This is a genomic window from Corynebacterium sp. HMSC058E07 (genome assembly GCF_001809885.1).
Lineage (GTDB): Bacteria > Actinomycetota > Actinomycetes > Mycobacteriales > Mycobacteriaceae > Corynebacterium > Corynebacterium macclintockiae.
Genome location: NZ_KV799275.1, coordinates 24862 through 45436 on the forward strand (window position 1 = coordinate 24862; position 20575 = coordinate 45436).

The 20575-nt window shown below is 60.1% G+C and carries 20 protein-coding genes and 1 tRNA gene; 10 read left to right on the forward strand and 11 right to left on the reverse strand.

All coding sequences use genetic code 11. The annotated features are described in order from the left end of the window. Positions 1 to 330 precede the first annotated feature (330 nt). Entirely contained in the window at positions 331 to 2016 is a 1686-nt protein-coding gene (locus HMPREF2678_RS05520; protein WP_070551303.1) for an ABC-ATPase domain-containing protein, read from the forward strand. Here the strand turns inward: HMPREF2678_RS05520 and HMPREF2678_RS05525 are convergent. The 5 genes from HMPREF2678_RS05525 to HMPREF2678_RS05545 form a co-directional block, all read right to left on the reverse strand. Further along, entirely contained in the window at positions 2013 to 3077 is a 1065-nt protein-coding gene (locus HMPREF2678_RS05525; protein ID WP_034976611.1) for a glycerophosphodiester phosphodiesterase family protein, read from the reverse strand. The genes HMPREF2678_RS05520 and HMPREF2678_RS05525 overlap by 4 nt on opposite strands. Positions 3078 to 3176: 99 nt before the next feature. Beyond that, positions 3177 to 3779, reverse strand: a complete 603-nt coding sequence (locus tag HMPREF2678_RS05530) for a response regulator transcription factor (RefSeq protein WP_034967700.1) — start codon at positions 3777 to 3779, stop codon at positions 3177 to 3179. Further along, complete coding sequence (locus HMPREF2678_RS05535; protein ID WP_070551305.1) at positions 3776 to 4903, reverse strand: sensor histidine kinase; 1128 nt, start codon at positions 4901 to 4903, stop codon at positions 3776 to 3778. The genes HMPREF2678_RS05530 and HMPREF2678_RS05535 overlap by 4 nt, the downstream gene beginning before the upstream one ends. Further along, on the reverse strand, positions 4903 to 5664 hold the full coding sequence (locus tag HMPREF2678_RS05540) for an ABC transporter permease (RefSeq protein ID WP_034967703.1): 762 nt from the start codon (positions 5662 to 5664) through the stop codon (positions 4903 to 4905). Before HMPREF2678_RS05540 ends, HMPREF2678_RS05535 begins: the two co-directional genes overlap by 1 nt. A gap of 2 nt (positions 5665 to 5666) precedes the next feature. Then, positions 5667 to 6584 (reverse strand): ABC transporter ATP-binding protein, encoded by a 918-nt coding sequence (locus HMPREF2678_RS05545; protein ID WP_034967705.1) that lies wholly within the window; start codon positions 6582 to 6584, stop codon positions 5667 to 5669. Positions 6585 to 6723: 139 nt separating this feature from the next. Between HMPREF2678_RS05545 and HMPREF2678_RS05550 the strand changes: the two genes are divergently transcribed. Next, positions 6724 to 8019 (forward strand): glycosyltransferase family 87 protein, encoded by a 1296-nt coding sequence (locus tag HMPREF2678_RS05550; RefSeq protein ID WP_051879606.1) that lies wholly within the window; start codon positions 6724 to 6726, stop codon positions 8017 to 8019. Here the strand turns inward: HMPREF2678_RS05550 and HMPREF2678_RS05555 are convergent. Next, positions 7982 to 9580, reverse strand: coding sequence for a cation:proton antiporter family protein (locus HMPREF2678_RS05555; protein ID WP_034967707.1), 1599 nt, complete (start codon positions 9578 to 9580; stop codon positions 7982 to 7984). The genes HMPREF2678_RS05550 and HMPREF2678_RS05555 overlap by 38 nt on opposite strands. Positions 9581 to 9700: 120 nt before the next feature. Here HMPREF2678_RS05555 and HMPREF2678_RS10455 point away from each other — a divergent pair, with 120 nt between their 5' ends. After that, on the forward strand, positions 9701 to 9847 hold the full coding sequence (locus tag HMPREF2678_RS10455; protein WP_141747035.1) for a type II toxin-antitoxin system Phd/YefM family antitoxin: 147 nt from the start codon (positions 9701 to 9703) through the stop codon (positions 9845 to 9847). A gap of 85 nt (positions 9848 to 9932) precedes the next feature. Here the strand turns inward: HMPREF2678_RS10455 and HMPREF2678_RS05565 are convergent, their stop codons facing one another. Next, positions 9933 to 10328 (reverse strand): hypothetical protein, encoded by a 396-nt coding sequence (locus HMPREF2678_RS05565; RefSeq protein ID WP_034967709.1) that lies wholly within the window; start codon positions 10326 to 10328, stop codon positions 9933 to 9935. Between the two features lie 519 nt (positions 10329 to 10847). On the opposite strand from HMPREF2678_RS05565, the gene HMPREF2678_RS05570 reads away from it, so the two are divergent. Beyond that, positions 10848 to 11540 (forward strand): type I restriction-modification system subunit M N-terminal domain-containing protein, encoded by a 693-nt coding sequence (locus HMPREF2678_RS05570; protein WP_034967712.1) that lies wholly within the window; start codon positions 10848 to 10850, stop codon positions 11538 to 11540. 218 nt (positions 11541 to 11758) lie between these two features. Next, on the forward strand, positions 11759 to 13390 hold the full coding sequence (locus tag HMPREF2678_RS05575) for an ABC-F family ATP-binding cassette domain-containing protein (RefSeq protein ID WP_070551307.1): 1632 nt from the start codon (positions 11759 to 11761) through the stop codon (positions 13388 to 13390). A gap of 404 nt (positions 13391 to 13794) precedes the next feature. On the opposite strand, the gene HMPREF2678_RS05580 is transcribed toward HMPREF2678_RS05575, so the two are convergent. The 3 genes from HMPREF2678_RS05580 to HMPREF2678_RS05590 all read right to left on the reverse strand — a co-directional run bounded on the left by HMPREF2678_RS05580 (position 13795) and on the right by HMPREF2678_RS05590 (position 15198). After that, a tRNA-Pro gene (locus tag HMPREF2678_RS05580) sits at positions 13795 to 13871 on the reverse strand. A 69-nt stretch (positions 13872 to 13940) separates the two neighbouring features. Next, complete coding sequence (gene rraA, locus HMPREF2678_RS05585; RefSeq protein ID WP_034967717.1) at positions 13941 to 14444, reverse strand: ribonuclease E activity regulator RraA; 504 nt, start codon at positions 14442 to 14444, stop codon at positions 13941 to 13943. 4 nt (positions 14445 to 14448) lie between these two features. Continuing rightward, on the reverse strand, positions 14449 to 15198 hold the full coding sequence (locus HMPREF2678_RS05590) for an alpha/beta hydrolase family protein (protein WP_043015148.1): 750 nt from the start codon (positions 15196 to 15198) through the stop codon (positions 14449 to 14451). Positions 15199 to 15270: 72 nt separating this feature from the next. Here HMPREF2678_RS05590 and secA2 point away from each other — a divergent pair, with 72 nt between their 5' ends. From secA2 to HMPREF2678_RS05615, 5 genes are all read left to right on the forward strand, one after another. Further along, a complete protein-coding gene (gene secA2, locus HMPREF2678_RS05595; protein WP_043012081.1) occupies positions 15271 to 17586 on the forward strand; it encodes an accessory Sec system translocase SecA2 in 2316 nt (771 codons plus the stop codon). A 71-nt stretch (positions 17587 to 17657) separates the two neighbouring features. Then, entirely contained in the window at positions 17658 to 18092 is a 435-nt protein-coding gene (gene odhI, locus HMPREF2678_RS05600; RefSeq protein ID WP_005294594.1) for an oxoglutarate dehydrogenase inhibitor Odhl, read from the forward strand. A gap of 6 nt (positions 18093 to 18098) precedes the next feature. Next, positions 18099 to 18836: a transcriptional regulator FtsR gene (locus tag HMPREF2678_RS05605; RefSeq protein ID WP_034981904.1), complete on the forward strand. Its 738-nt coding sequence runs from the start codon at positions 18099 to 18101 to the stop codon at positions 18834 to 18836. After that, positions 18829 to 19422: a hypothetical protein gene (locus tag HMPREF2678_RS05610; protein ID WP_034981905.1), complete on the forward strand. Its 594-nt coding sequence runs from the start codon at positions 18829 to 18831 to the stop codon at positions 19420 to 19422. The genes HMPREF2678_RS05605 and HMPREF2678_RS05610 overlap by 8 nt, the downstream gene beginning before the upstream one ends. A 126-nt stretch (positions 19423 to 19548) precedes the next feature. Next, positions 19549 to 20061, forward strand: coding sequence for a MerR family transcriptional regulator (locus HMPREF2678_RS05615; protein ID WP_034967731.1), 513 nt, complete (start codon positions 19549 to 19551; stop codon positions 20059 to 20061). Positions 20062 to 20063: 2 nt separating this feature from the next. Here HMPREF2678_RS05615 and HMPREF2678_RS05620 read toward each other — a convergent pair whose 3' ends face one another. Beyond that, entirely contained in the window at positions 20064 to 20567 is a 504-nt protein-coding gene (locus HMPREF2678_RS05620) for a hypothetical protein (protein WP_070551309.1), read from the reverse strand. Positions 20568 to 20575: the final 8 nt, after the last annotated feature.

A 20575-nucleotide genomic window follows, 5' to 3' on the forward strand; every position in this document is an offset into this window, starting at 1 on the left:
GAAAACGATCCTATAAAGAAATCCCCGCCCACACGAGGTGGACGGGGACCAGTGAGAAACCTCAGAAGAAGGGGGATTCCTACTTGCCAGTGATCAGGCCGACCAGGCCAGCGATAGCGCCGCCGATTACCTGGACGAGGTTCTGGAAGAAGGTTGCAACGAGTTCAATCATGGGAGTGATCCTTTCTGTGTGTAGTGACTGACGCTAAGGGTTTATGTGGGTTTGTTTAGCGCCTTCACCAATACAAACGATTCCCACGCCTAAGTGTTACGCCCTCAAAACAATTTTTTAAAGTTTTTTCTCTGAGCAGTTCGCCTACGCTTGAGCGCATGTCAAGAAACACTGCACAAGGAACCCTGGAGGAGCTGTTTTCGCGCACCAAGAACCTCGATGGCGCGGGGTACAAAGCATATAAAAAACTCGCGGGGGCCTATAGCGAACCCGGCCTGACAGTTTCCATCGACCACGTTCAGGCCGATCCCTATGCCAGCCCCTCCAAGGTGCGCCTCATTCTGCCGATAAGCGCCGCGCATATTCCCGCGCACCTCGTTAGTGATGCCACCGGCAGGGTAGCGGTCGCCGATTTCCTGGCCCGCCGAATCCAGACAGAGCGCAACCGCCCGAAGAACGTCCACATCGGCGACATCGGTCAGCAGGTTCTCGAACGTACCCACGTGCTTGTCACCCCTGATCGTGTAGAGGCCCGCCTGCTGGTAGGGCTGCCCGCCAAGGGGCGCCGTATTCTCGGCCGCCAAGCCGCGCACCTCCTGGCCGACGATCTGCCAGCCCTTGCAGATGATTGTTTGCGCTATGACCGTTTCGCTCCTGCCGACGCCGCAGCGCTCGCAGACCACGTGGCTCTTCTGCGTGACCAAGAGGCTCTGCGTGCCCAGCTGAAACCTCGCAAGCTCGTTGCTTTTGTCGGCAACGGCGCCATCCTCCCGCGCGCCGCAGGCGATAGTGATCGTCCTCTCGCCACAGCCCAGGCCACAGCCTTCCAGTCGCCTGAATCGCTCACCCAAACCTTTGAACTCTCTAGTGGTCGCACAGTCACCGGCATGGGCATCCCGGAGGGGCTGACCGTTATCGTTGGCGGGGGCTATCACGGCAAGTCCACTCTGCTCCGCGCTCTGGAACGCGGCGTCTATCCTCATGTGGCAGGTGATGGTCGCGAATGGGTCATCTCCCGCGCTGATGTCGCCAGCGTTCGCGCGGAGGATGGGCGCCCCATCACCGACACCGATATTTCCCCCTTCATCACTAATCTGCCCACCGGCGCTGACACGCGCCATTTCATGACTACCAATGCGTCGGGTTCTACCTCCCAGGCTGCCAACGTCGTCGAAGCGCATGCCTCGGGGACATCATCGCTGCTTATCGACGAGGACACTTCCGCCACGAACTTCATGATCCGCGACCATCTCATGCAGCGCCTCGTGCCGAATGATAAAGAGCCCATCACCCCGTTTGTGCAGCGCGTTCGCTCTTTATACGACGCCACCTCGGTCTCCACCGTGCTGATCGCCGGCGGCTCGGGTGCTTATCTGCAACTGGCCGATACCGTCATTGCAATGGATGCCTACCGTCCCAGCGATGTCACCGCCCGTGCCCACGAACTCGCGGGGGAGGAGGAGCTGTCAGAACAAGATGGGTTCCAGCACATCACCGCTAGCCGCATCTTGGCTCGCGGCGCCTTGAAGTCGCGAAAGCCTCCCAAGCCACGGGGGCTATCCACCATTAGCGTGGATCGCTCGGACATCGATCTAGCAGCCGTTGGCCAACTCGTTGCACCCTCGCAGACCGCCGCGATTGCTGCGGCGCTGGCTTGGCTATCGAAAAACGCCGACGGCCAGACCCCACTGGTGGAGCTGGTCGCGAGGTTGGAGCGACGCATCACCGAGGATGGTCTGGCCGTTTTGGTGCCCGGGCGTGATCACCCCGGGCATTTGAGCCGCCCACGTGGGGCGGAGATCCTGGCGGCGGCGAACCGCTACCGGGAACTCAAGCTGGTTTAGAGAACCTGGAGCTTGTTCTTCTTTACAACGTCCAGGCCGCGGGTCGGATAGTCGGTGATCAGGCCGTCCACCTTAGCGTCGACCATGGCCTGCATGTCGGATTCCTCGTTCACGGTCCACGGCAGAACCTGCAACCCCGCAGCATGGGCGGAAGCCACGTTCTCCGGGGTGACCAGCTTGTAGTCCGGGGATAGGATTTCCGCGCCCAACTGCTTAGCGGCCTTGTTCACGTCGCCACCGAGCTTGTCGTAGTCAACGTCACCGATCCACTGGGAGCCGGATTTCCACGTGGTGGCGTCATAAAGAAGAGCGAGAGAGATGTCCGGCTGGGCCTTGCGCACAAGTGGCAAGGAGCGCCAGTCGAAAGACTGGATGGTGGTGCGAGAGGTTGCCTTGTTGTGGCGGACGACCGGCAGGATCGCGTCGACAAACTCCTGCGGTGTGGCAGACTTCTCGCGGTTCTCGGCCTCGATTTTGGTCTCGATGTTGAAGCGCATCTGCGGATCGGCGGCAGCAATATCGAAGACGTCCTGCAGCTGCAGCAGCTTGTTCGACTTCTCGGCCTTAGCCTCGGGGAATCCCTTCAGCACCTTGTTGCAGTTCAGGGTCTGCAGCTGCTTCCAATTCAGCTCGTGGACGAGCTTGCCCACGTAGGGGAACTCCGGGTCGTTCTCGGTGGCTGGCTTGGTATCGGTGCACTTGTCGGCCTGGATTTCCGGATCGTGCCATACAACCGGGGTTCCGTCCTCGGCCAGTACGATGTCCAGCTCGAGGGTGGATACTCCCATCTTTAAAGATTCTTCAAAAGCCTTGCGGGATTCCTCGGTGTACTCGCCGCGACCGCCACGGTGCGACTGCAGGTCGAAGCCCTGCTGCTCCTCCGGCTGAGGTTTTGAGGAACCTGTTACGGATGAACCGATGGTGAGATTAAAAGAAGAGCCGGCGACGGAAGAACCGATGCTGGAGTTGGTGGCGGCAACTGCGGTGCCTGCGGAGCCGATAGAAACGATGGCGGCCACGGCTGCGGCAGTGGCCTTGCGCCAGGTGAGGGGTGTCTTCATGCTTTCCTAACTGGGGGAGCTATTTGTTAAAAGATCATGCGTCTACTGTGAGACAACGCACATGAATTTAACAAGGATTCAGCTAGTCTGCAGGGCGAGCTAAATCCACCCATTCGTCTTCGCCACGTGCGCCGCCTCGTAGCGATTGCCTGCACCCGTCTTCGACATGATGCTGGAAATGTGATTTCGTACCGTGCCCGGCGACAGGTGCAGCGCCTTGGCGATGGAGGGGGAGCTCTTACCCTCGAAAAGCTGCTGACACACCTCGGTCTCACGTTCACTAAGGGGATTATCGGGCGTCAATAAGCTTTCCTGGGCAAGCGTCGGGTCGATAACGCGCAGGCCGGCATGGATCCGTCGGATAGCATCGGCGAGCTCCTCGGGAGGCGTGTCCTTAACGATGAATCCGTCCACGCCAACCTCCATGGCACGTTTCACGTACCCGGCCTTGCCGAATGTCGTCACGATCAGGCAGCGGCACCGATTCCCGGCCAGCTCCTTTGCGGCATCGATGCCGTTCAGCCCGGGCATTTCGATGTCCAGCAGAGCCACGTCGATGGGCTGCTCCTGCGCGAGAGCCACGGCCTCAGTCCCGGTCGCACATTCGGCAACGACTTCGATGTCCGGCTCCGCGTTGAGCAGCGCGATCAATGCTCCGCGCACCAGTGATTGGTCCTCGGCAAGTAATACACGAATGCTCATCGGGCGGCCTCCTCTGGCACTGCGCCGTCGTCGATTAGTTTGTCGTCGCCTTCCATAGCGATCAACACCGTACTCAGACCCCGTTCGCGGCGTACGATCAGCTGCCCGCCGGCTACCTCGACCCTCTCGCGCAGGCCGGCCAAACCGCCAGTACCCTGCGTGGCTTCACCGTTAAACCCGCAGCCGTCGTCGGTAACCTGCAGCTTGTGGGCATTGACGCTCACCCAGCACGCGCTCGCCCCGGAGTGCCGCACCACGTTTGTCGTGAGCTCACGCAGCCCCCAGGAAAACACCGCGTCGTGTGCGCCCGGTGCTTTCAGGAGTTCGGGTAGATGCGCGGTGACGCCCTTAGTTTCCAAAGCCCGGCGCGCTGCCTGCAGCTCACCGGCGAAGGTGGGTGTGCGCATGCGGGTGACTGTCGAGCGCACTTCCGCCAAGGCCAGGCGGGAGAGGTCGCTGATCTCCTTGAGCTCCTGTTTGGCCTGCTCGGGGTTGCTATCCATTGCCCGCCTGGCGACCTCGGACTTCAGGTTGATAACCGTCAGCGAGTGACCCAACAGGTCGTGCACGTCCGTTGCGATATCCTCTCGTTGCTGCGCCAGGTCCAGGTCGTGTCGCAGCTTGTGGCGGGATTCATCGTATTGGCTGAAGATCCCAAGTGCGACGAGCATCAGCGGCATGCCGATAAGGGTGAATGCAGCCCAGGTAAGGTCGTCCGGCGACCAGTTCCACACAGCGACAGTCCCGAGCACACCCGTTGCCACCACGATCGGCAGCGCCTTTCGTAGCGTCACCGTGAATCCCAACATCGCGGCCAGGTAGGGAGCAAAGGACACTGCGCCAGACTTCATCGCGGGCACGCTGGCCAACGCAATGGCTAGCAGTATGCCCCAGCGCAGCAGTGCCCGCGCAAGTGTTCCCCAGTCACGGGGGAAGTACTTCAGCGAGCCGAAGGCGTAGAAGTAGAACGCGCCGAAAGCCAGCAGGCATACTGTCATCCAGGCTTTCGCCGTAGTAGAGAATCCTTCCCCCATGTAAACCTGCAGAGCGACGGGCACCAGGAATACCAGCCATATTGAAGCGAAGATGGCGGAGTTCAGCCGGAACCCGTCGAAAGGGCGCATTAGCTTCGTCCCTTGTCTCGCTTGCTCATGAGAAGGCAAAAGCCTACGAAGATCGCCGTCCATATTGCGATGCTAACCCAGGCGTACCACATCGGGTCGAACAGCAGCCCTTGATCGAGCAATTGTGCGCCTTCTGCCAGCGGCCAGCGAACCAGCGTTACCGCGCCGTACATCGGAGTGAAACGGCCCACCTGCAGAAGCGATCCGCTCAGTGGCATGAATACGTTGCCCGCGAAGGCGAGAATCACGATGGAGGCTGTGGCGATGGCCACTGTATTTTCTTTGGGGATCAGCAATGTCCATGCCAGGCCGTAGAATCCGAAGGGGATGGCACACAGTGCACATGCGATAAAGCTCAGTATCCACTGGTCAACTTGCATGTGTGATTTCGTCAGCCCGCCGACAATAAACACTGCCGCTATCGGCAGCACTGCGCGCACGGTGATGCTTAAGGTAGTGGCGAAGGCGAGCTGCCAGGGACGCAGGGGTGTCAGCGCCAGCTGCCTACCCCATCCGCTGCGGCTATCGGTTACGGCAGATCCCGCCGCGCCAACTGCGCCTACCACTCCGGCGTAGAAAGCCATGCCTAGCATGACGAATGCGGAGACGTTACCGCCGTTCATTTCCTGATCGCCGTATTCCTGCATTGCGCCGAAAAGCAGGTAGAAGAAGATCGGCATGCCGATGCTGAAGAACAGGGTGGTCATGTCCCGGCGCAGGCGTAGTAGCTCGTGGCCGGCGAATTTTAGGGTGGTGCTCATTGTTAGGCCTCCTGGTGTTCGTTCGTCAGCGCGAGGAACGTGTCCTCTAGGCTGTGACTGGTGATGTCGAGGTTGCGGGCGTCAGTTTCCGTCAACAGGTACCGGGCAAGCGCGTCAGAGTCGTTGGTCGTCATCCGCAGGCGGCGGCCGTTTACTTCGCTTTTTATGACGCCCCTAAGTCCCGACAACTCGGGGAATCCGCCCGGGAACTCGGCGCTGACCACACGGTTGGCGCTCAGGTTTCGCAGCTCGTCGGTGGTGCCATCGGCGATGATCTCGCCTTTATTCATCAGCACGATGCGTTGAGCGAAGTTGTCCGCTTCCTCTAGGTAGTGGGTGGCAAAGATGATCGTGCGGCCCAGCTGGGCCTGGTGCTTCATGGAGTCCCAGAAGCGGTGGCGTGCGCCGGCGTCCATACCAGCGGTGGGTTCATCGAGGATGAGGATGTCCGGGTTGCCGAGGATGGCCAGGGCGAAGCGAAGACGCTGCTGCTCGCCGCCGGAGCACTTGCCTACGCGGCGCTTGTAGATGGGTTCCAGGTTTGCCTGCTCGATGACCTCGTCGAGGGGCAGGTGCTCCGGGAACGCGGCGGCAATCATCTCCACCGTGTCCTTCACTGTCAGTTCGTGGAGCAGGCCACCGGTCTGCATCAGTGCGCTGATGTTCTGGTTGTACACCGCCTGCTTGGGGGATTGGCCCATGACCTTCACGGTGCCGGCGGTCGGGGAGGTAAGCCCCAGGATCAGGTCCACCAGGGTGGTCTTGCCCGCGCCGTTGGTGCCGAGCAGTGCGATGATCTCGCCCGGGCGAACGCTGAGGCTTACGTCCTTCAGCGCGTGCACTGGTTTGTTGGATCGTGGGTTGAAGGTCTTGCTGATTCCGCTTACTTCTATGGCGTGTGCCAGTTGTGTTGTGCTCATGGTTTTCACGTTATTTCGCCGACGAAGGGGGCGCGCATACCGTTCATCACGAATTGCACCATGACTTTTGTCATGCCTTTTTTGCAGACTCCCGCACCGCCTACGCGGGTTTTTGCATCCTGCGTTTTAAGGTGGGGCTGTGAAAACCGAGTCCACCACCAAGAGGCTGCCGGGCGCTTTCGGCGCGTTCGTGGCTTTCGCCCTGCTCGCCGCGTATGCGGTCTACCGGCTCACTCTGCCGGAAACTCGCGCTTCCTGGTTCACAAATCTCTTTAAGTGGCCGACGGACTTTAAGGTCTATTACAACGCGGCGGTGGCTCTGAACAGCGGGCAGGAGCTGTACTCCCAGCCTTTCGTAGGGGGCCTTCCTTTTACGTATCCGCCCTTTTCCGGCGCGATCTTCAGGGTGCTGCCCTTGGCCCCGTTCGAGGTTGCGGCGAGTATCTGGTTGGCGCTCACCGCGTTGGTGCTTTTCGCGGTGATTGTCGGTGTTTTCCGCGAGCGTGGTTATGCCTGGTCCCCGGGGCTAATCCTCGTTTCCCTGGCGGCGCTAGTCGCTTCCATCCACCTGGCCCCGGTTTTCGGCACCTTCTTCTGGGGCCAGATCAACATCTTCCTCATGGGCTTGGTTGCCCTGGATTTCCTGCGCAGGCGCACCGGCAACAAGGGCGGCGGCGTATTCAGTGGTGTGGCCGCCGGCATTAAGCTCACCCCGGTCTTCTTCTACCTGCCGTTGTTGCTGGGCAGGCGCTGGCGCGCGATGGTCTACATGACCCTCACGATCCTCGCGACCGTCGTCATTGGCTTCCTGTTCGTCCCGGACGCCAAGTCTTTCTGGCAGACCAAGATCTTCGAAACCCAGCGCATCGGCGGCGAGGACAATCCCGGCGCGCAGTCCCTCGGCGCAGTCTTGCACCGCCTCGGTTACGACAACACGGTGCTGTGGCTCGTCGGCGTTGTCGCCATCGTGGTGCTGTACAGCATCGTGGTCCTGGGCTGCTACCGTCGCGGTAACTACTCGATGATTATGGCCCTCGGCGGCGTTGTCGCCTGCATCATCTCGCCGTTTAGCTGGTATCACCACTGGGTGTTCTTGGTACCGCTCTTTGTCGTTTTTCTGGACGCCGGGTTCCGGCTGGTACAGGCGGTCTCAGACAAGGTGAAGGGAGTGCTGGGCTGGGTTGTTGAGCAGCTCCTGAGCTTCGCAGTGGTGGCGGTATTGACGGTGGTGTTCCTGCCTTTCGTCAGCAACGCCACGTCCCGCAGGTTCGGCTTCTTCGGCCAGGGCGTGGCTCACGATAACCCGCTGTGGCAGGGCGCCTTCACCTTCCTGGGCGTGGCCTTCGTCGTGGTGGCTGCGGCGTACTATGCGGTGCGGTATTTCACGGACCGCCGTGCTACTGGGACCGAGCGCGACGCTGCTGATTCTCTGTAAAGGTGCGTTCGGCGAGGGATTCGCCGGCACCGTCCTGCAGGTGGACAACAACGTTGATCCCAAGTTCTTCGAGTTCCTCGACATCCTCGCGGTACATGGCCACTGAACTGATGGTGCATTCCTCCGGATTGATGTTGGAGGCAAAAATCTCCTTTACTGCGTCTACGTTGGCGTGCTGGGCGGGCATGGCAAGCATGATCATGTCGATCTGGTGGCTGTCCTTCACACGCTCCCAGAAGTCGATATCTGTGGCGTCGCCCTCCACAACGTTGTAACCGCGCTCCTGCAGGTGGCGCACTCGGGCGGGGTCGTGCTCCACGCCCAAGACCTTCGTGCCGTAGACCTCGGTGAGTTCGTTGTAGCAAGACACCCCCAGGCGGCCCACGCCGAGAACCAGGGCGTGGGCATCGCCGAGTTTGATGGGGCGATCCTCTGGGTGGATCTTGTGCGGCGGGCGCGTCGGGAGGCGCTTTGCCAGGCGTGTTGCCCGCGAGACACTCTGCGGGTTCAGAATTGCGGAAATGACGAAGCTGAGGGATACCGCGAGTACTAGGGAAAGCAGCCAGCGCTGGTTGAGCCAACCGTCACTTACTCCGAGAGCAGCGATAATGAGCGCGAACTCCGAGTAGTTCGCCAACAATAGTGAAGCGAGAACGGAGGTGCGATTGCGCAGTCCGAGGCCCCACAGGATCGCCCAGTAGGCGATGCCTTGGACGGGCAGCAGAATGAGCAACAGGGCAGCGTCGGCGAGGTTTTGCAGGTTTGGTAGACCCAGGAAGCCGATGTTGACGAAGAAGCCAACCAGCAGTAGCTCCTTGAGGGTAAACAGGGAGTGGCTGAGTTGTTCTGCGCCGGGGGAGCGGGAGAGAACCACGCCCATGATGAGGGCTCCGAGGCTACCGGAGAGCCCCACCCATTCGAAGAGTGCGTAACCCGGCAGCAATGCCATAACGATGCCGAACAGGGAGCCAAGCTCGCCGTGGCCGAGCTTGTACCAACGGCGGGTGGTCAATGCCAGCAGCGGGACAATGGCGACTAGCAGCAGGGAGGCCAGGCGTGGCGGTTCGCCCCGAAGGATGCTCATGAACGCGACGGCCAGAATGTCCTGCATGATCAGCACGCCGACGCAGATGTTGCCGTAGAGGGCTTGCTCGTCGCCTCGGTCCTGCAGGATCTTGATGACGACGATGGTGCTGGAGAAACTCAAGACCAGAGCGATATTTACGGCCACGGAGAAATCGGTGGGGCCGAAGGCACCGAGGGCGCCGAGGCCGGTGATGAAGCCAGCACCAATAAGCGTCATCACGAGAACATGAGCGCTCGCGGTGAGCCAGACTGCCTTATCCGTCAGCGCGCGAAGATCCAGGCGTAGGCCGATGGCGAAGAGCATGAGGGTCACACCGATATCGGCGAAAAGGTCCAGGGAATCAACGTGTTCCACACCGGCCGCGTGGAGCGCGAAACCGGCTGCGAGGAAGCCAATAAGGGGTGGGAGCCGCACGGCCCAAGCAATGAGGCCACAAACGAAGACCACACCGAGGTAAATCAGCAAGAGCTCCATGGATGTAGTCTACCTCACAGGGGCTGGTAACTCGCCAATGGAGGCGATTTCTACCCCGAGTGGGGCAGATAGTATTGAAGGCACACGACCTGCGGCGGTTTTCAGGACAGGAGGTGCGCTGTGAAGCCGATTAGCTATACCGAGTATGAATCACTGCGGGAAACTGCCTACCTTTTGCGCTCTCCCGAGAACGCTCGCCGCCTCCTCGGTTCCATCGAGAACCTGGAGCGGGGGCGCGGCGCCCACCACGCCCTCATTGAGGACTAATGATTCTCGTTTGAGATGAGTCTGCCTTGGGGGGACTATTTGTGGTGGCAGACGGCGGATCGCCGCTACCACTACGGGAGCTGACTTAGAACGGGTAGTCCGTGGCATCGGGCGTCAAGAAAAGAACGCCAACGACCGTGCCCTCTCTGCTGACGGCGATCCGAGACATCAGTTCGCCGGCTTCGTGGTTGAGCGTCGAGACGACGACAGAGGTGCCCGTGCTTTTTGCGGAGAGTGCTTCTGACTCCGGTGCCGCGTTGCGGTCTCCCTTGATGGGGACGATCGTCTGGTCGGTGATCTCCTGGAGCTCGCCGAAGTCGGTCAGGATTGATGTCCAAACGTCCACGATGACGGACCAGGGGAGGTCCTCGCGGACGTGCGGATCGAGCATTTCAATGGTTTCTGCTTCTTCGCCCTTGGCAATGTGGCGAATGAGCTTGTCGGAAATCTCTGGGAGCTTGTCGGTTGATACTGGGGCCATGGTTTCTCCTGTAAAGGGGTTTCGCACCGCACCGAATCGTTTAAAGGCTGCCTGGCGGGAAACATTGAGCGCTTGCCCAATGTCCGCCCATGAATGTCCTGCATCTCTTGCTTGCGAGACGGCATCCTCCAATTCGTGTTCGGCGAGGCTGACTGCTTGCAGTGTGTGTCGGATATTCGTCAATGGATCCATGACAGTTAGTCAACCATAGGTTGACAGGTGTGTCAACCAGTAGTTGACGTTGGGGAGGAAGGTCGTTCTTAAGTCTTGAAGCAGTGAAGTGGGGTAGGTGTAGCGCGTTAGAGAGTGGGAGGGGTGGCTAAGGGTGGTTTATAAGGCAAGACAGCAAAGCTTGAAGGATTGAAGCTGTTCGATACTTCGTTCGAACATAGCAGCACGGTGTCTATCGGGGGTGATGCACTAGAAGGCGAGACAGCACGTGCGTGTCTCGAGAACGATTTTGGACAGTGCGTTTACCGTAGGGGCACTGAGACTTTCGGCCCAAGGAGGCATGCCCGGATGAGTACAGCGGAACTCAATCAGTCCGCCGTTTGGAACACAGCGGACAAGTTTCTGCGCTCCATCGTCGAGCCTGAAGATTACGGAGACTATATTCTGCCGATGACGGTGCTGCGACGTCTTGAGTGCATTCTCGCCCCGACCAAAGATGAAGTTCTCGACCTGGTATGGAGTCTTCAGGAGGAGGGCTTCAGCGACGAGATGATCGACTGGGAGGTGCAGGCTCGCTTTGGTCTTTCCTTCTATAACTCTTCTCGCCTGGACTTGCCGCGGATCGCGCAGCTCGACGACCATGTATATGAGGCGCTGATGGATTATGTCGGTGCGTTCTCGGCCTCTGTCCGCGACGTGTGGGATGCTTTCGATTTCGCGGTGAAGATGAAGACTCTCGACAGTGCCTCACGCCTGTGGCCGGTGGTCAAACACTTCGCCACCATCGACATGAGTATGGAGGCGCTGCCGGATGCCCAGATGGGTGACCTCTTCGAGCACGTCATGTACAAGGCATTCGACACCAAGGGCAAAGCCGCGGGTGCGTTCTACACTCCGCGTGACGCGATCCGGCTCATGGTGGATATTCTTTTCGCTTCCGACGACATCGGACTGGCCTCGGACGGTGCTTCACGCACCGTGTACGAAACTTTCTTGCCACGACGGATACAAATGCGTGCGAACTGCGTTTTGGTCGTCTGATTGGTTCAAAACGGAGGCAGCTGGTCAATTCAGCGTTTCGCCCCTATTACGGAGCCGCTTGAGTCTCAGCGAATCGCGTATAATCGCGTATAATTAGACTGGATTCGTCGACTGACGACCTACCCGAACCGAGGAGCGTGTAATTCCGGTGAACATGTGATCTCCACTCAGCTCTGCTGAGACGTGACTGAAGTTACTTCTTCCTATTGGAGATTACTATGCCCGAAATTTTGCTCGATTCTATTTCTTTTTCATTCGGCTCCCGCCTCATTCTCGACCGTGTGAGTTTGCATGTGCCAAACGGTGAACGCGCCTTTTTGATTGGCCCGAACGGGGTCGGCAAATCCACCCTGTTAAGGGTCCTCACTGGTGAGTTGACGCCTGATTCGGGCCGAATTGTTTCTGGGCCTGTTCCTCAGCACGTTCCCGATCCAGAGTCTTTCGACGGCAGCGTTGCGCAATTCCTTGACTCGGCGCTTAAACCGTTTAATGAGCTACTCACGCGCTTCGACCAAGCCACAGAAGCCATGGCAGCGGGAGACACTCATCTAGCAATGGAGTTTGACCAACTTCTTGCCCGGTTGAACGCCCTTGATGTGTGGTCGTTGGATGCACGAGTGAATGAAACACTCGCAGGACTGGGACTCGTAGATTTCATGGGGTCGGGAAGCAATCGAATGATGCAGACCCTTTCGCCAGGTCAGCGTGCACGCCTGAAACTGGCTACCCTGCTGATGATGCGACCTGAGGTGTTGATCCTAGACGAGCCGACCAATCATCTCGATCATGAAGCAGCCGATTTCCTCACTGGTGTTGTCAAGAACTGGAACGGCTCTGTGCTCGCTACGAGCCACGACAGATCTTTCATCAACGACACCGCCACTGCCATCTACGACATGGACATCACCGTTTGGCAAGAACTCGCCAAAGCGGACGGACAGAAGGTCGTGGGCTTGTACCGCAACGCAGGGGACTACACGCACTACCTGCTGGCGAAGAAGACTGCCCGTGCAAAACACCGACAGATCCACGCCGCACAGCAAGCTGAGAAACGCGAGCTACACGAGCATCGGCGCGAAAGCATGAAGATCGCCCGTGGTGGGGTTCGGGTTGAAACCGCAACTCGCAAAGAGAAGAAGTTCTTCACCGATCGCGCAGCAGCCACATCGGCAAAAAGAACCCGAAGTGACGACGTCCGCCTGGAACGCATTTCAGAGCGAGAGATACGGAAACCCCGCCACTACAACCTGGCGTTCCCCTCCCTCAAGATTGACCCCGGAACTGGTTTGGCCGTCTCGCTCAGAGATGCGACAGTGGCAGGTCGGCTTTTGCCGGTTACGTTCGATTTAGGGCGAGGCGAGCACCTCCTCGTGACAGGAGAAAACGGGGCGGGTAAATCAACCCTGCTTAACTGGATCGCCACAGGAAACGCACCCGAGGGGACTATGAACAGTGGCACCCTCACCCGTGATGATCCCGTCGGCGTGGTGCCGCAGACGCTTCCTGATGGTTCAATTGCAGGATTTGACTCGGAGAGGTGGCAAGATGGCGTCGGCGAGGCTGGAAAAGGAATTCTGCATCCTTCAATGTGGAGCACTCCCATCGTGAACTTGTCTGCAGGGAATCAACGCCGGGCTCAATTTGCAGTCGCCCTAGCGAAACAGCCAGCTTTGTTGATCATTGATGAGCCAACTAACTACCTTGATTTGGAATCGATGGATGCACTCGAGAACGCGCTACGGGACTGGCGAGGAACTCTCATCATCGCCAGTCATGACCGTTGGCTGATTGAACATTGGCACGGACGTCATCTCCACCTCACTTCTGTTCACCAGTCAGCATCGACATGAGACTTGGGAGTCCTCCCTAAATGTGAAGGTCAGAGTTCCTTTCTTGTCGACCTTGGCGTACTCGCCTCGGATTACCGCGTCGGCGAGGGCGTCGATATAGACGGAGGGCTTGGGTGAGGGCGGTGTGGGCTTTGCCGGTGGCGTCGGGGGAGCACCCTTGGAAGTGCCGAGGAGCTGCTTGCCGGAATCAAAGTCAACAACCTCGTGGACCGAGCGTCACAACGGGTTGCCTTAGATGCGGTCGCTCAGTCATTTTTGATAACGACGAAGTGATCGAAGGCCTGCCATATGTAAAGAAGCCTTAGTTATTCTTTGTAGGTCAGTGCCAGCCCAATACCTGCACCAAGGAGAGTTATTCTTTTTCTGTGGTGATGGTGAGGTCATGCCCCCCAGAATAATGAAATTGGTCGGACTGACAGGATTTGAACCTGCGACCCCTACACCCCCAGTGTAGTGCGCTACCAAGCTGCGCCACAGTCCGCCGAAGCCCTGTAAAAAAGGCAACGGCGATAGGTTACCCCACTCCCATCGCCGTTATGAAATCCCCTGCTTATACCGGCTGCACAGCCTTGTCGGTAACGATAATGCCGTCCGAATCGCAGTAAATGTATTCGCCTGGGACAAAGTCCACGCTGCCGAAGCTCACCGTCACGTCGCGCTCGCCCTCACCGGTCTTGGTGGACTTACGCGGGTTGGTGCCCAGCGCCTTGCAGCCGAACTCCATCTGGCCGATCACCTTGGAATCGCGGATCGGCCCATTAACCACCACTCCGGCCCAGCCGTGATCCTTGCCCATGCCTGCAATGATGTCGCCCACCAGTGCGGTGTGCATCGACGCATCGCCGTCGATCACTAGCACGCCACCCGGGTTATCCTCCTGCAGCACCTTCTTCAGCAGCGCGTTGTCCTGGAAGCACTTCACCGTGGTGATCTTGCCGCAGAACTCCACCACACCGCCCAGGTCGCGGAACTGCGTATCGCAGCTGCGCACGTCGCTACCAATGATGTCCACCAGGTCGGCGGTCGGAATAAAAGTCAGTTTTTCTTCAGCCATGCCCCTACTGTAGGCGCAAGCTCTCCCATGCTGCGATGAATTCGCCCACTCGCTGCCCGGATCCTCTTTGCAAAAGCAGGTGATCCATGCCCTCCAACGCCACCCAATCCGGTTTCGGCAAAGCCTCCCGCATCGCATGCGCCTCTGCCACTGGAACTACCAGATCATCGGGGGAGTGCAGCACCAGAGACGTGGCGTCACTAGAAGAAACAGCGGCAACGGTATCGGCAGAATCGGCCGTGGCGAGCTCATCCAGCAGCGCCTGCCCCAAAGAAAGCTCCCGTTGGCGCTCGAACATGTGCATGATCTCCGGCGCGCGCTTCGCGGTATCCCGCAGCTCAAAAGGGGTGCCGATGGTTACGATGCTTTCAGCCGAAGGAATCGCCGCCGCCGCCCGTTGCACCGCGGTGCCTCCCAGCGAATGTCCCACCAACAACTCCGCCCCGCCGAACCACTCGGCGGCAGCCTGCACGTCGGACACATTCGTCGCCAGCGTCGTCTCCTCGAACCGCCCCTCCGAATCACCCAACCCCGCAAAATCGAATCGCAGGCTCGCATACCCCGCCCGCGCCAGCGCCTTGGAAATGCGCGCCACCCCAATCGCGCTGCGCGTGCACGTAAAGCAGTGCGCGACGACCGCCCGCCGGGGTGCCTCCTCCATCGTCACATCTCGCGGCATATCCACCGTTCCTGCCAACTGCCAGCCATTTTCGGTGGGAATTGTCACGTGAACGGAGCGAATCGTGCGGGTCATGGATCGCCTCTTGCCATTAGTCGGTTAACGTGGTCAGTACATTTTTACATCTCTCACTCGAAGGGCACATTCATGGCATTTGACTGGTTCTGGAAGGCAATGGGATCTTCCCCGAAGAAGAATCAGAAGAAAAGCCGGGCCGTGGTCGCTCAGGCCGACTCGTCGCGCTACTCGGGGCTAAGCGATGAGGAGCTTCGCGACGCCGCCTCGGACGTCATCACCAAACAATCCACTAGCGAGGATGGCCACCACTTCGGCGGGCAGGTAGACGACGCTCCAGCGTTGCTCGGCATTCTGCGCGAGGTAGCCAGCCGCACCCTGAACATGGAGCCTTTCGACGTGCAGATGCAGGGCACCTACCGCCTGCTGCACGGCGATGTGGTGGAGATGGCCACTGGTGAGGGCAAGACCCTGGCCGGTGCGATGGCCGCCGTAGGCTTCGCACTGCAGGGCAAGCGCGTACACGTCATCACGGTGAACAGCTACCTGGCCGGTCGCGATAACGACTGGATGGGCCCGATGTTCGACTTCTTCGGTCTGTCCCACGGCGCGATTAACGAGGACTTGACCGCGAACCAGCGGCGCGAGATCTACTCCCGCGACGTAATCTTCGGCGCCATCAACGAGCTCGGCTTTGACGTGCTGCGCGACCAACTGATTACCCGCCGCTCCGACCAGGTGCGCACCCCGGCAGACGTGGCCGTGATCGACGAGGCCGACTCGGTCATGGTCGACGAAGCCCTGGTGCCGCTGGTCCTGGCCGGTTCCGAGCCGGGCCCCGCGCCCGCAGGCCGCATTACCGACCTGGTCAAGCGGATGGAGGAAGACAAGCACTTCCACATCTCCGAGGATCACCGCAACGTCTTCCTGACCGACGAAGGCTCGGCCTTCGTGGAAAAGCAGCTGGGCGTGGATTCCCTCTACGAGGACGAAGGCGATCTGCTAGTGCAGGTCAATGTTGCCCTGCACGCCGAGCACCTACTGATCCGCGACGTGCACTACATCGTGCGCGAGGGCAAGGTTGCTCTTATTGACGGCTCCCGTGGACGCGTCGCCGAACTGCAGCGCTGGCCCGACGGCCTGCAGGCCGCAGTGGAGGCCAAGGAGGGCCTGGACGTCACCGACGGCGGTCGCATCCTCGACCAGGTCACGATCCAGGCACTGGTCGGCATGTACCCCGAAGTGTGCGGCATGACCGGCACCGCGCTGGCCGCGGGCGACCAGCTGCGCCAGTTCTACAACTTGCAGGTCTCCGTGATCGAGCCGAACGTGCCGAACGTCCGCTTCGACGAGGCCGACCGGGTGTACGTCTCCGCCGCCGAGCGCAACGACGCGGTGGTCAAGCACATCATCGAAGTTCAGAAGACCGGTCAGCCGCAGCTGGTGGGAACCCAGGACGTCGCGGAATCCGAAGAGCTGGCCGAGGCTTTGCAGTCTGCCGGCGTGGAATGCTCCGTGCTGAACGCGAAGAACCACGAGGCCGAAGCGGCCGTTGTCGCCGAGGCCGGTCGGCCGGGTCGCGTAACCGTCTCCACGCAGATGGCCGGACGCGGCACGGACATCAAGCTGGGTGGTACCGACGAAGCAGAGCACGACGAGGTCGTGGAGACCGGCGGCCTGCATGTCGTCGGCGTGGGGCGCTTCCGTTCCCAGCGCCTGGATAACCAGCTCCGCGGCCGCGCGGGCCGCCAGGGCGACCCGGGCAGCTCTGTGTTCTTTGTCTCCTTGGAAGACGACGTGGTCGCCATCGGCGGAGCAGGGGAGGAGCTGCAGGCTCAGCCTGAGGACGACGGCCTGCTGCCGCAGAAGAAGGTTCTGCAGTTCGTGGACCATTGCCAGCGCGTGACCGAAGGCCAGATGCTGGATATCCATGCCACCACGTGGAAGTACAACAAGCTCATCAAGGATCAGCGGGACATCGTCAACGACCGTCGCGACACCTTGCTGGATACCGCCGCAGCCTGGGATGACTTGAGCTACCACAATGTCGACCGGGCCGCGGAGCTCAAGAAGCAGGGCATCAGCGAGGAAGTACTAGAGCAGGCCGCCCGCGAGATCATGCTTTTCCACCTGGATAACGAGTGGTCGGAGCACCTGGCCTACCTTGACGACGTGCGCGAGTCGATCCACCTGCGCGCCATCGCCCGCGAATCGCCGATCGACGAGTTCCACCGCATGTCGATCGCAGCTTTCGGCGAGTTGGCCGAGCGCGCGGTGGAAAAGGCCCGCCAGACTTTTGACGAGGTCGAGATCACCGCAGACGGCGCTCAACTGGGCGACCTGGGCCTGCATAAGCCCAGCGCAACGTGGACTTACATGGTGAACGACAACCCGCTGTCCTCCTCCGGGGGGTCTGTGATGGGATCTATCGTTCAGATGTTCCGCTAACTGCTTTAGGGTATTGTTAGACGTATTGTTAAAGCCGAACCGATTAGTTCGAATGAGAGGACTTTAAAGCCATGAGCGATAACACCGGAGTGCCGGAGGCATCTGTCGAGACCACGTCGGTCTTCCGCGCAGACCTTCTAAAGGAGATGGAATCTGGTTCTCAGCACGATGCCTCTCCCGCCGGTGTGGAGGGTCTTCCCGAGGGCTCCGCGCTGCTGGTCGTGAAGCGTGGCCCGAACGCTGGCTCCCGCTTCCTGCTGGATCAGGAGACCACCGCGGCTGGCCGCCACCCCGACAGCGACATCTTCTTGGATGATGTCACCGTTTCCCGCCGTCACGCAGAGTTCCGCCGCAATGGCGACCAGTACGAGGTAGTCGACGTCGGATCCCTGAACGGAACCTACGTTAACCGTGAGCCGAAGAACTCCTCCGTTCTGTCTAACGGCGACGAGATTCAGATCGGCAAGTTCCGCCTGGTGTTCCTAAACGGTTCGAAGGAAGCCTAAAGAAAAGTGAGCGCACAGAGAAGCCACGCTAGCGCTCCCGTCCCTTCCTCCGCCCCAGCCGGTGCGGTTCTTCCCACCTCGTCCATCGGCGACGTGCTGAAGCAGTTGAAGCCGGACTTCCCGGACGTCACCGTCTCGAAGATCCGCTTCCTGGAATCCGAAGGGCTGGTTAGCCCACGCCGTTCGCAGAGCGGCTACCGGCGCTTTTCGCCAGAGGATATTTCGCGACTGCGTTACATCCTTACCCTGCAGAGGGACGAGTACCTGCCGCTGAAGGTTATCCGCCAGCGCCTGGAGGCAATGGATTCCGGCAAGGTCACCCCTGTGACCGCTGCCCGCAAGTCCGCCCCCGGCGCCATTTCCGCCGAACAGATGCGCGCTGCCCAGTCCCGCCGACTGACCCGCGCGGATGTCACGGCGCGTGCTAACGTGCAGGATTCCTTCACCGGCGCACTCATCCGCATGGGGCTGATCACTGCTGACCCGGCCGGTTTCTACTCGGTCGACGATGTGGAGATCGTGCAGATCGCGCAGAACCTGACCGACCACGGGCTGGATAATCGCCACCTGAAGTCGCTGCTGACCATCGCGAACCGCCAGCTGGACATGGTGTCCCGCATCGCCGACCCGCTGGCTCACGGTCGCGACGAGAACGCAAAGCAGCGCTCCGCCGAAACCGCCCGCGAGATGTCCGCGCTGATCATCTCCCTCAACACCGCTCTGGTGAAGGGCAACCTTGGATAACGGCAAAGGCACTGAGGTTGTCTTCCTCGGCCGCGCGGTCGCCAGCGCCCTTGGCTGCGGCAGTTCGGTGGCTGACTGCCTTATCTTTATGACGCCCCAACGCACCCACATCCTGCCGATCTGGGTAGAACCCACGGTGGATCTGGGCGGGCGCCCCACGGATGCCGAGGTACTGGCGAATATCCTCAAAAACGACGAGGCGCGCGACCCCTGGTTTGCCCGCATTGCGACCAACTCCCGCGGTCAGATGACCGCCGGCCTGGTGCTGGAGGAGGGGGAGTCTGAACGCTACATCGACCTCCGTCCTTCCACCCTGGAACCTCTGTGGCACGCGGGTGTGCTCTTCGACGTGCGGGTGGCTCCGGGAGTGGAAAGCGCACTGATCCGCGTGAACCCCGCCTGGGTGGAAGAGCTGGAAGCGAAGCTCAAGCAGGTCGACGAGGATGGCGACCAGGTGGACTTCCTTCTCGACTGGGATCCGGCGGAGATGGGCTTCAGTGCCAGCGACAACGCAGACTCCGATTTCCAACAGATGTGGGAAGGGTTGGGTCTATCCAGCGACCTCGACGACTGGTTGAAAGAATGACACGCGTGTTGTTAAACGTGTGATTTTTGTGACTCGTGTTAAAGTAATTCTCGGCTAGCGGTTGACTATGTCGCGAACCGGTCTAATCTTTAGAAGAGAATTGAAATTACACCAGGAGTCTTTCCCATGCAGGATGCCCTTTTCGACGTCCATGGCCCCGACGACGAGGTCGGCTACCGAGTGCCGATCGCCTGCCAGGTAGCTGGCATCACTTACCGCCAGCTGGATTACTGGGCACGCACCAAGCTGGTGCAGCCGAGCATCCGCAACGCCGCGGGCTCCGGCTCCCAGCGCCTGTACTCCTTCCGCGACATTCTGGTGCTGAAGATCGTCAAGGGCCTGCTGGATACGGGCATCTCCCTGCAGAACATCCGCAAGGCGGTAGAAAAGCTGGAGAACCTGGGCGTCGACGACCTCGCCGGCATCACCCTTGTCTCCGACGGCCACACCGTCTACGAATGCCGCTCCTCGGAGGAAGTCATCGACCTCCTCAACGGTGGCCAGGGTGTATTCGGCATCGCTGTCCCGGGGCTGATGAAGGAACTCACCGGCACGATTACTTCCTTCCCCTCTGAGAAGGTCGTCCAGGACGCGGCTATCGACGAGCTCGCCGAGCGCCGCCGTCGCCGCATGGCTTAGACCTAGAACTGCCTTAAGAAAGCTCCCCGCGCCCGCTGATCCAACTCGGGCAGTGCTTTGTCCCGCAACTGTGGAGCCAACACACCATTTTTCTCTTCTCCGATCTCCACCTTGGAGACCGCCAAGGCCTCGTCGGCCTTCTGCCGATCCGCCGGCTGCCACAGCGCGGCGCCTGGCTGACCGCCCTCACCCCATGCCTTGTACGCGGCAATAGCCTCCGCATCCGGCTTCTCTACCGCCTCCGCCTTTAGGCAGTGGTCCAACTGGACCTCGTTGGCCTCGTTAAACTCGTCGACCTTCGGCTTCAATCCAGCGGTATCCGCAGCCCACACCTGCACCACGAAATCCCCCTGCGGGCATTCCGGCGCCGCCAGCTGATCCTGGTTGTTGCGCGCCAGCACGATCCACCCGACTACCATCACTGCGATCACAATCACTGCCGCCAGCGCAGCCCAGATCCATCCGGCGATCCGATAGTTCTGCTTCCCGCTTGCGTGACGTGCCACGATTGAAT

What these genes read in the sequence shown, in the direction of transcription:
- HMPREF2678_RS05615 (WP_034967731.1), top strand. Translation starts at nt 19,549, where the DNA reads ATGCAGGATGCCCTTTTCGACGTCCATGGCCCCGACGACGAGGTCGGC.
- HMPREF2678_RS05545 (WP_034967705.1), bottom strand. Translation starts at nt 6,584, where the DNA reads ATGAGCACAACACAACTGGCACACGCCATAGAAGTAAGCGGAATCAGC.
- secA2 (WP_043012081.1), top strand. Translation starts at nt 15,271, where the DNA reads ATGGCATTTGACTGGTTCTGGAAGGCAATGGGATCTTCCCCGAAGAAG.
- HMPREF2678_RS05520 (WP_070551303.1), top strand. Translation starts at nt 331, where the DNA reads ATGTCAAGAAACACTGCACAAGGAACCCTGGAGGAGCTGTTTTCGCGC.
- HMPREF2678_RS05565 (WP_034967709.1), bottom strand. Translation starts at nt 10,328, where the DNA reads ATGGCCCCAGTATCAACCGACAAGCTCCCAGAGATTTCCGACAAGCTC.
- HMPREF2678_RS05525 (WP_034976611.1), bottom strand. Translation starts at nt 3,077, where the DNA reads ATGAAGACACCCCTCACCTGGCGCAAGGCCACTGCCGCAGCCGTGGCC.
- HMPREF2678_RS05590 (WP_043015148.1), bottom strand. Translation starts at nt 15,198, where the DNA reads ATGACCCGCACGATTCGCTCCGTTCACGTGACAATTCCCACCGAAAAT.
- HMPREF2678_RS05535 (WP_070551305.1), bottom strand. Translation starts at nt 4,903, where the DNA reads ATGCGCCCTTTCGACGGGTTCCGGCTGAACTCCGCCATCTTCGCTTCA.
- rraA (WP_034967717.1), bottom strand. Translation starts at nt 14,444, where the DNA reads ATGGCTGAAGAAAAACTGACTTTTATTCCGACCGCCGACCTGGTGGAC.
- HMPREF2678_RS05570 (WP_034967712.1), top strand. Translation starts at nt 10,848, where the DNA reads ATGAGTACAGCGGAACTCAATCAGTCCGCCGTTTGGAACACAGCGGAC.
- HMPREF2678_RS05575 (WP_070551307.1), top strand. Translation starts at nt 11,759, where the DNA reads ATGCCCGAAATTTTGCTCGATTCTATTTCTTTTTCATTCGGCTCCCGC.
- HMPREF2678_RS05540 (WP_034967703.1), bottom strand. Translation starts at nt 5,664, where the DNA reads ATGAGCACCACCCTAAAATTCGCCGGCCACGAGCTACTACGCCTGCGC.
- odhI (WP_005294594.1), top strand. Translation starts at nt 17,658, where the DNA reads ATGAGCGATAACACCGGAGTGCCGGAGGCATCTGTCGAGACCACGTCG.
- HMPREF2678_RS05555 (WP_034967707.1), bottom strand. Translation starts at nt 9,580, where the DNA reads ATGGAGCTCTTGCTGATTTACCTCGGTGTGGTCTTCGTTTGTGGCCTC.
- HMPREF2678_RS05530 (WP_034967700.1), bottom strand. Translation starts at nt 3,779, where the DNA reads ATGAGCATTCGTGTATTACTTGCCGAGGACCAATCACTGGTGCGCGGA.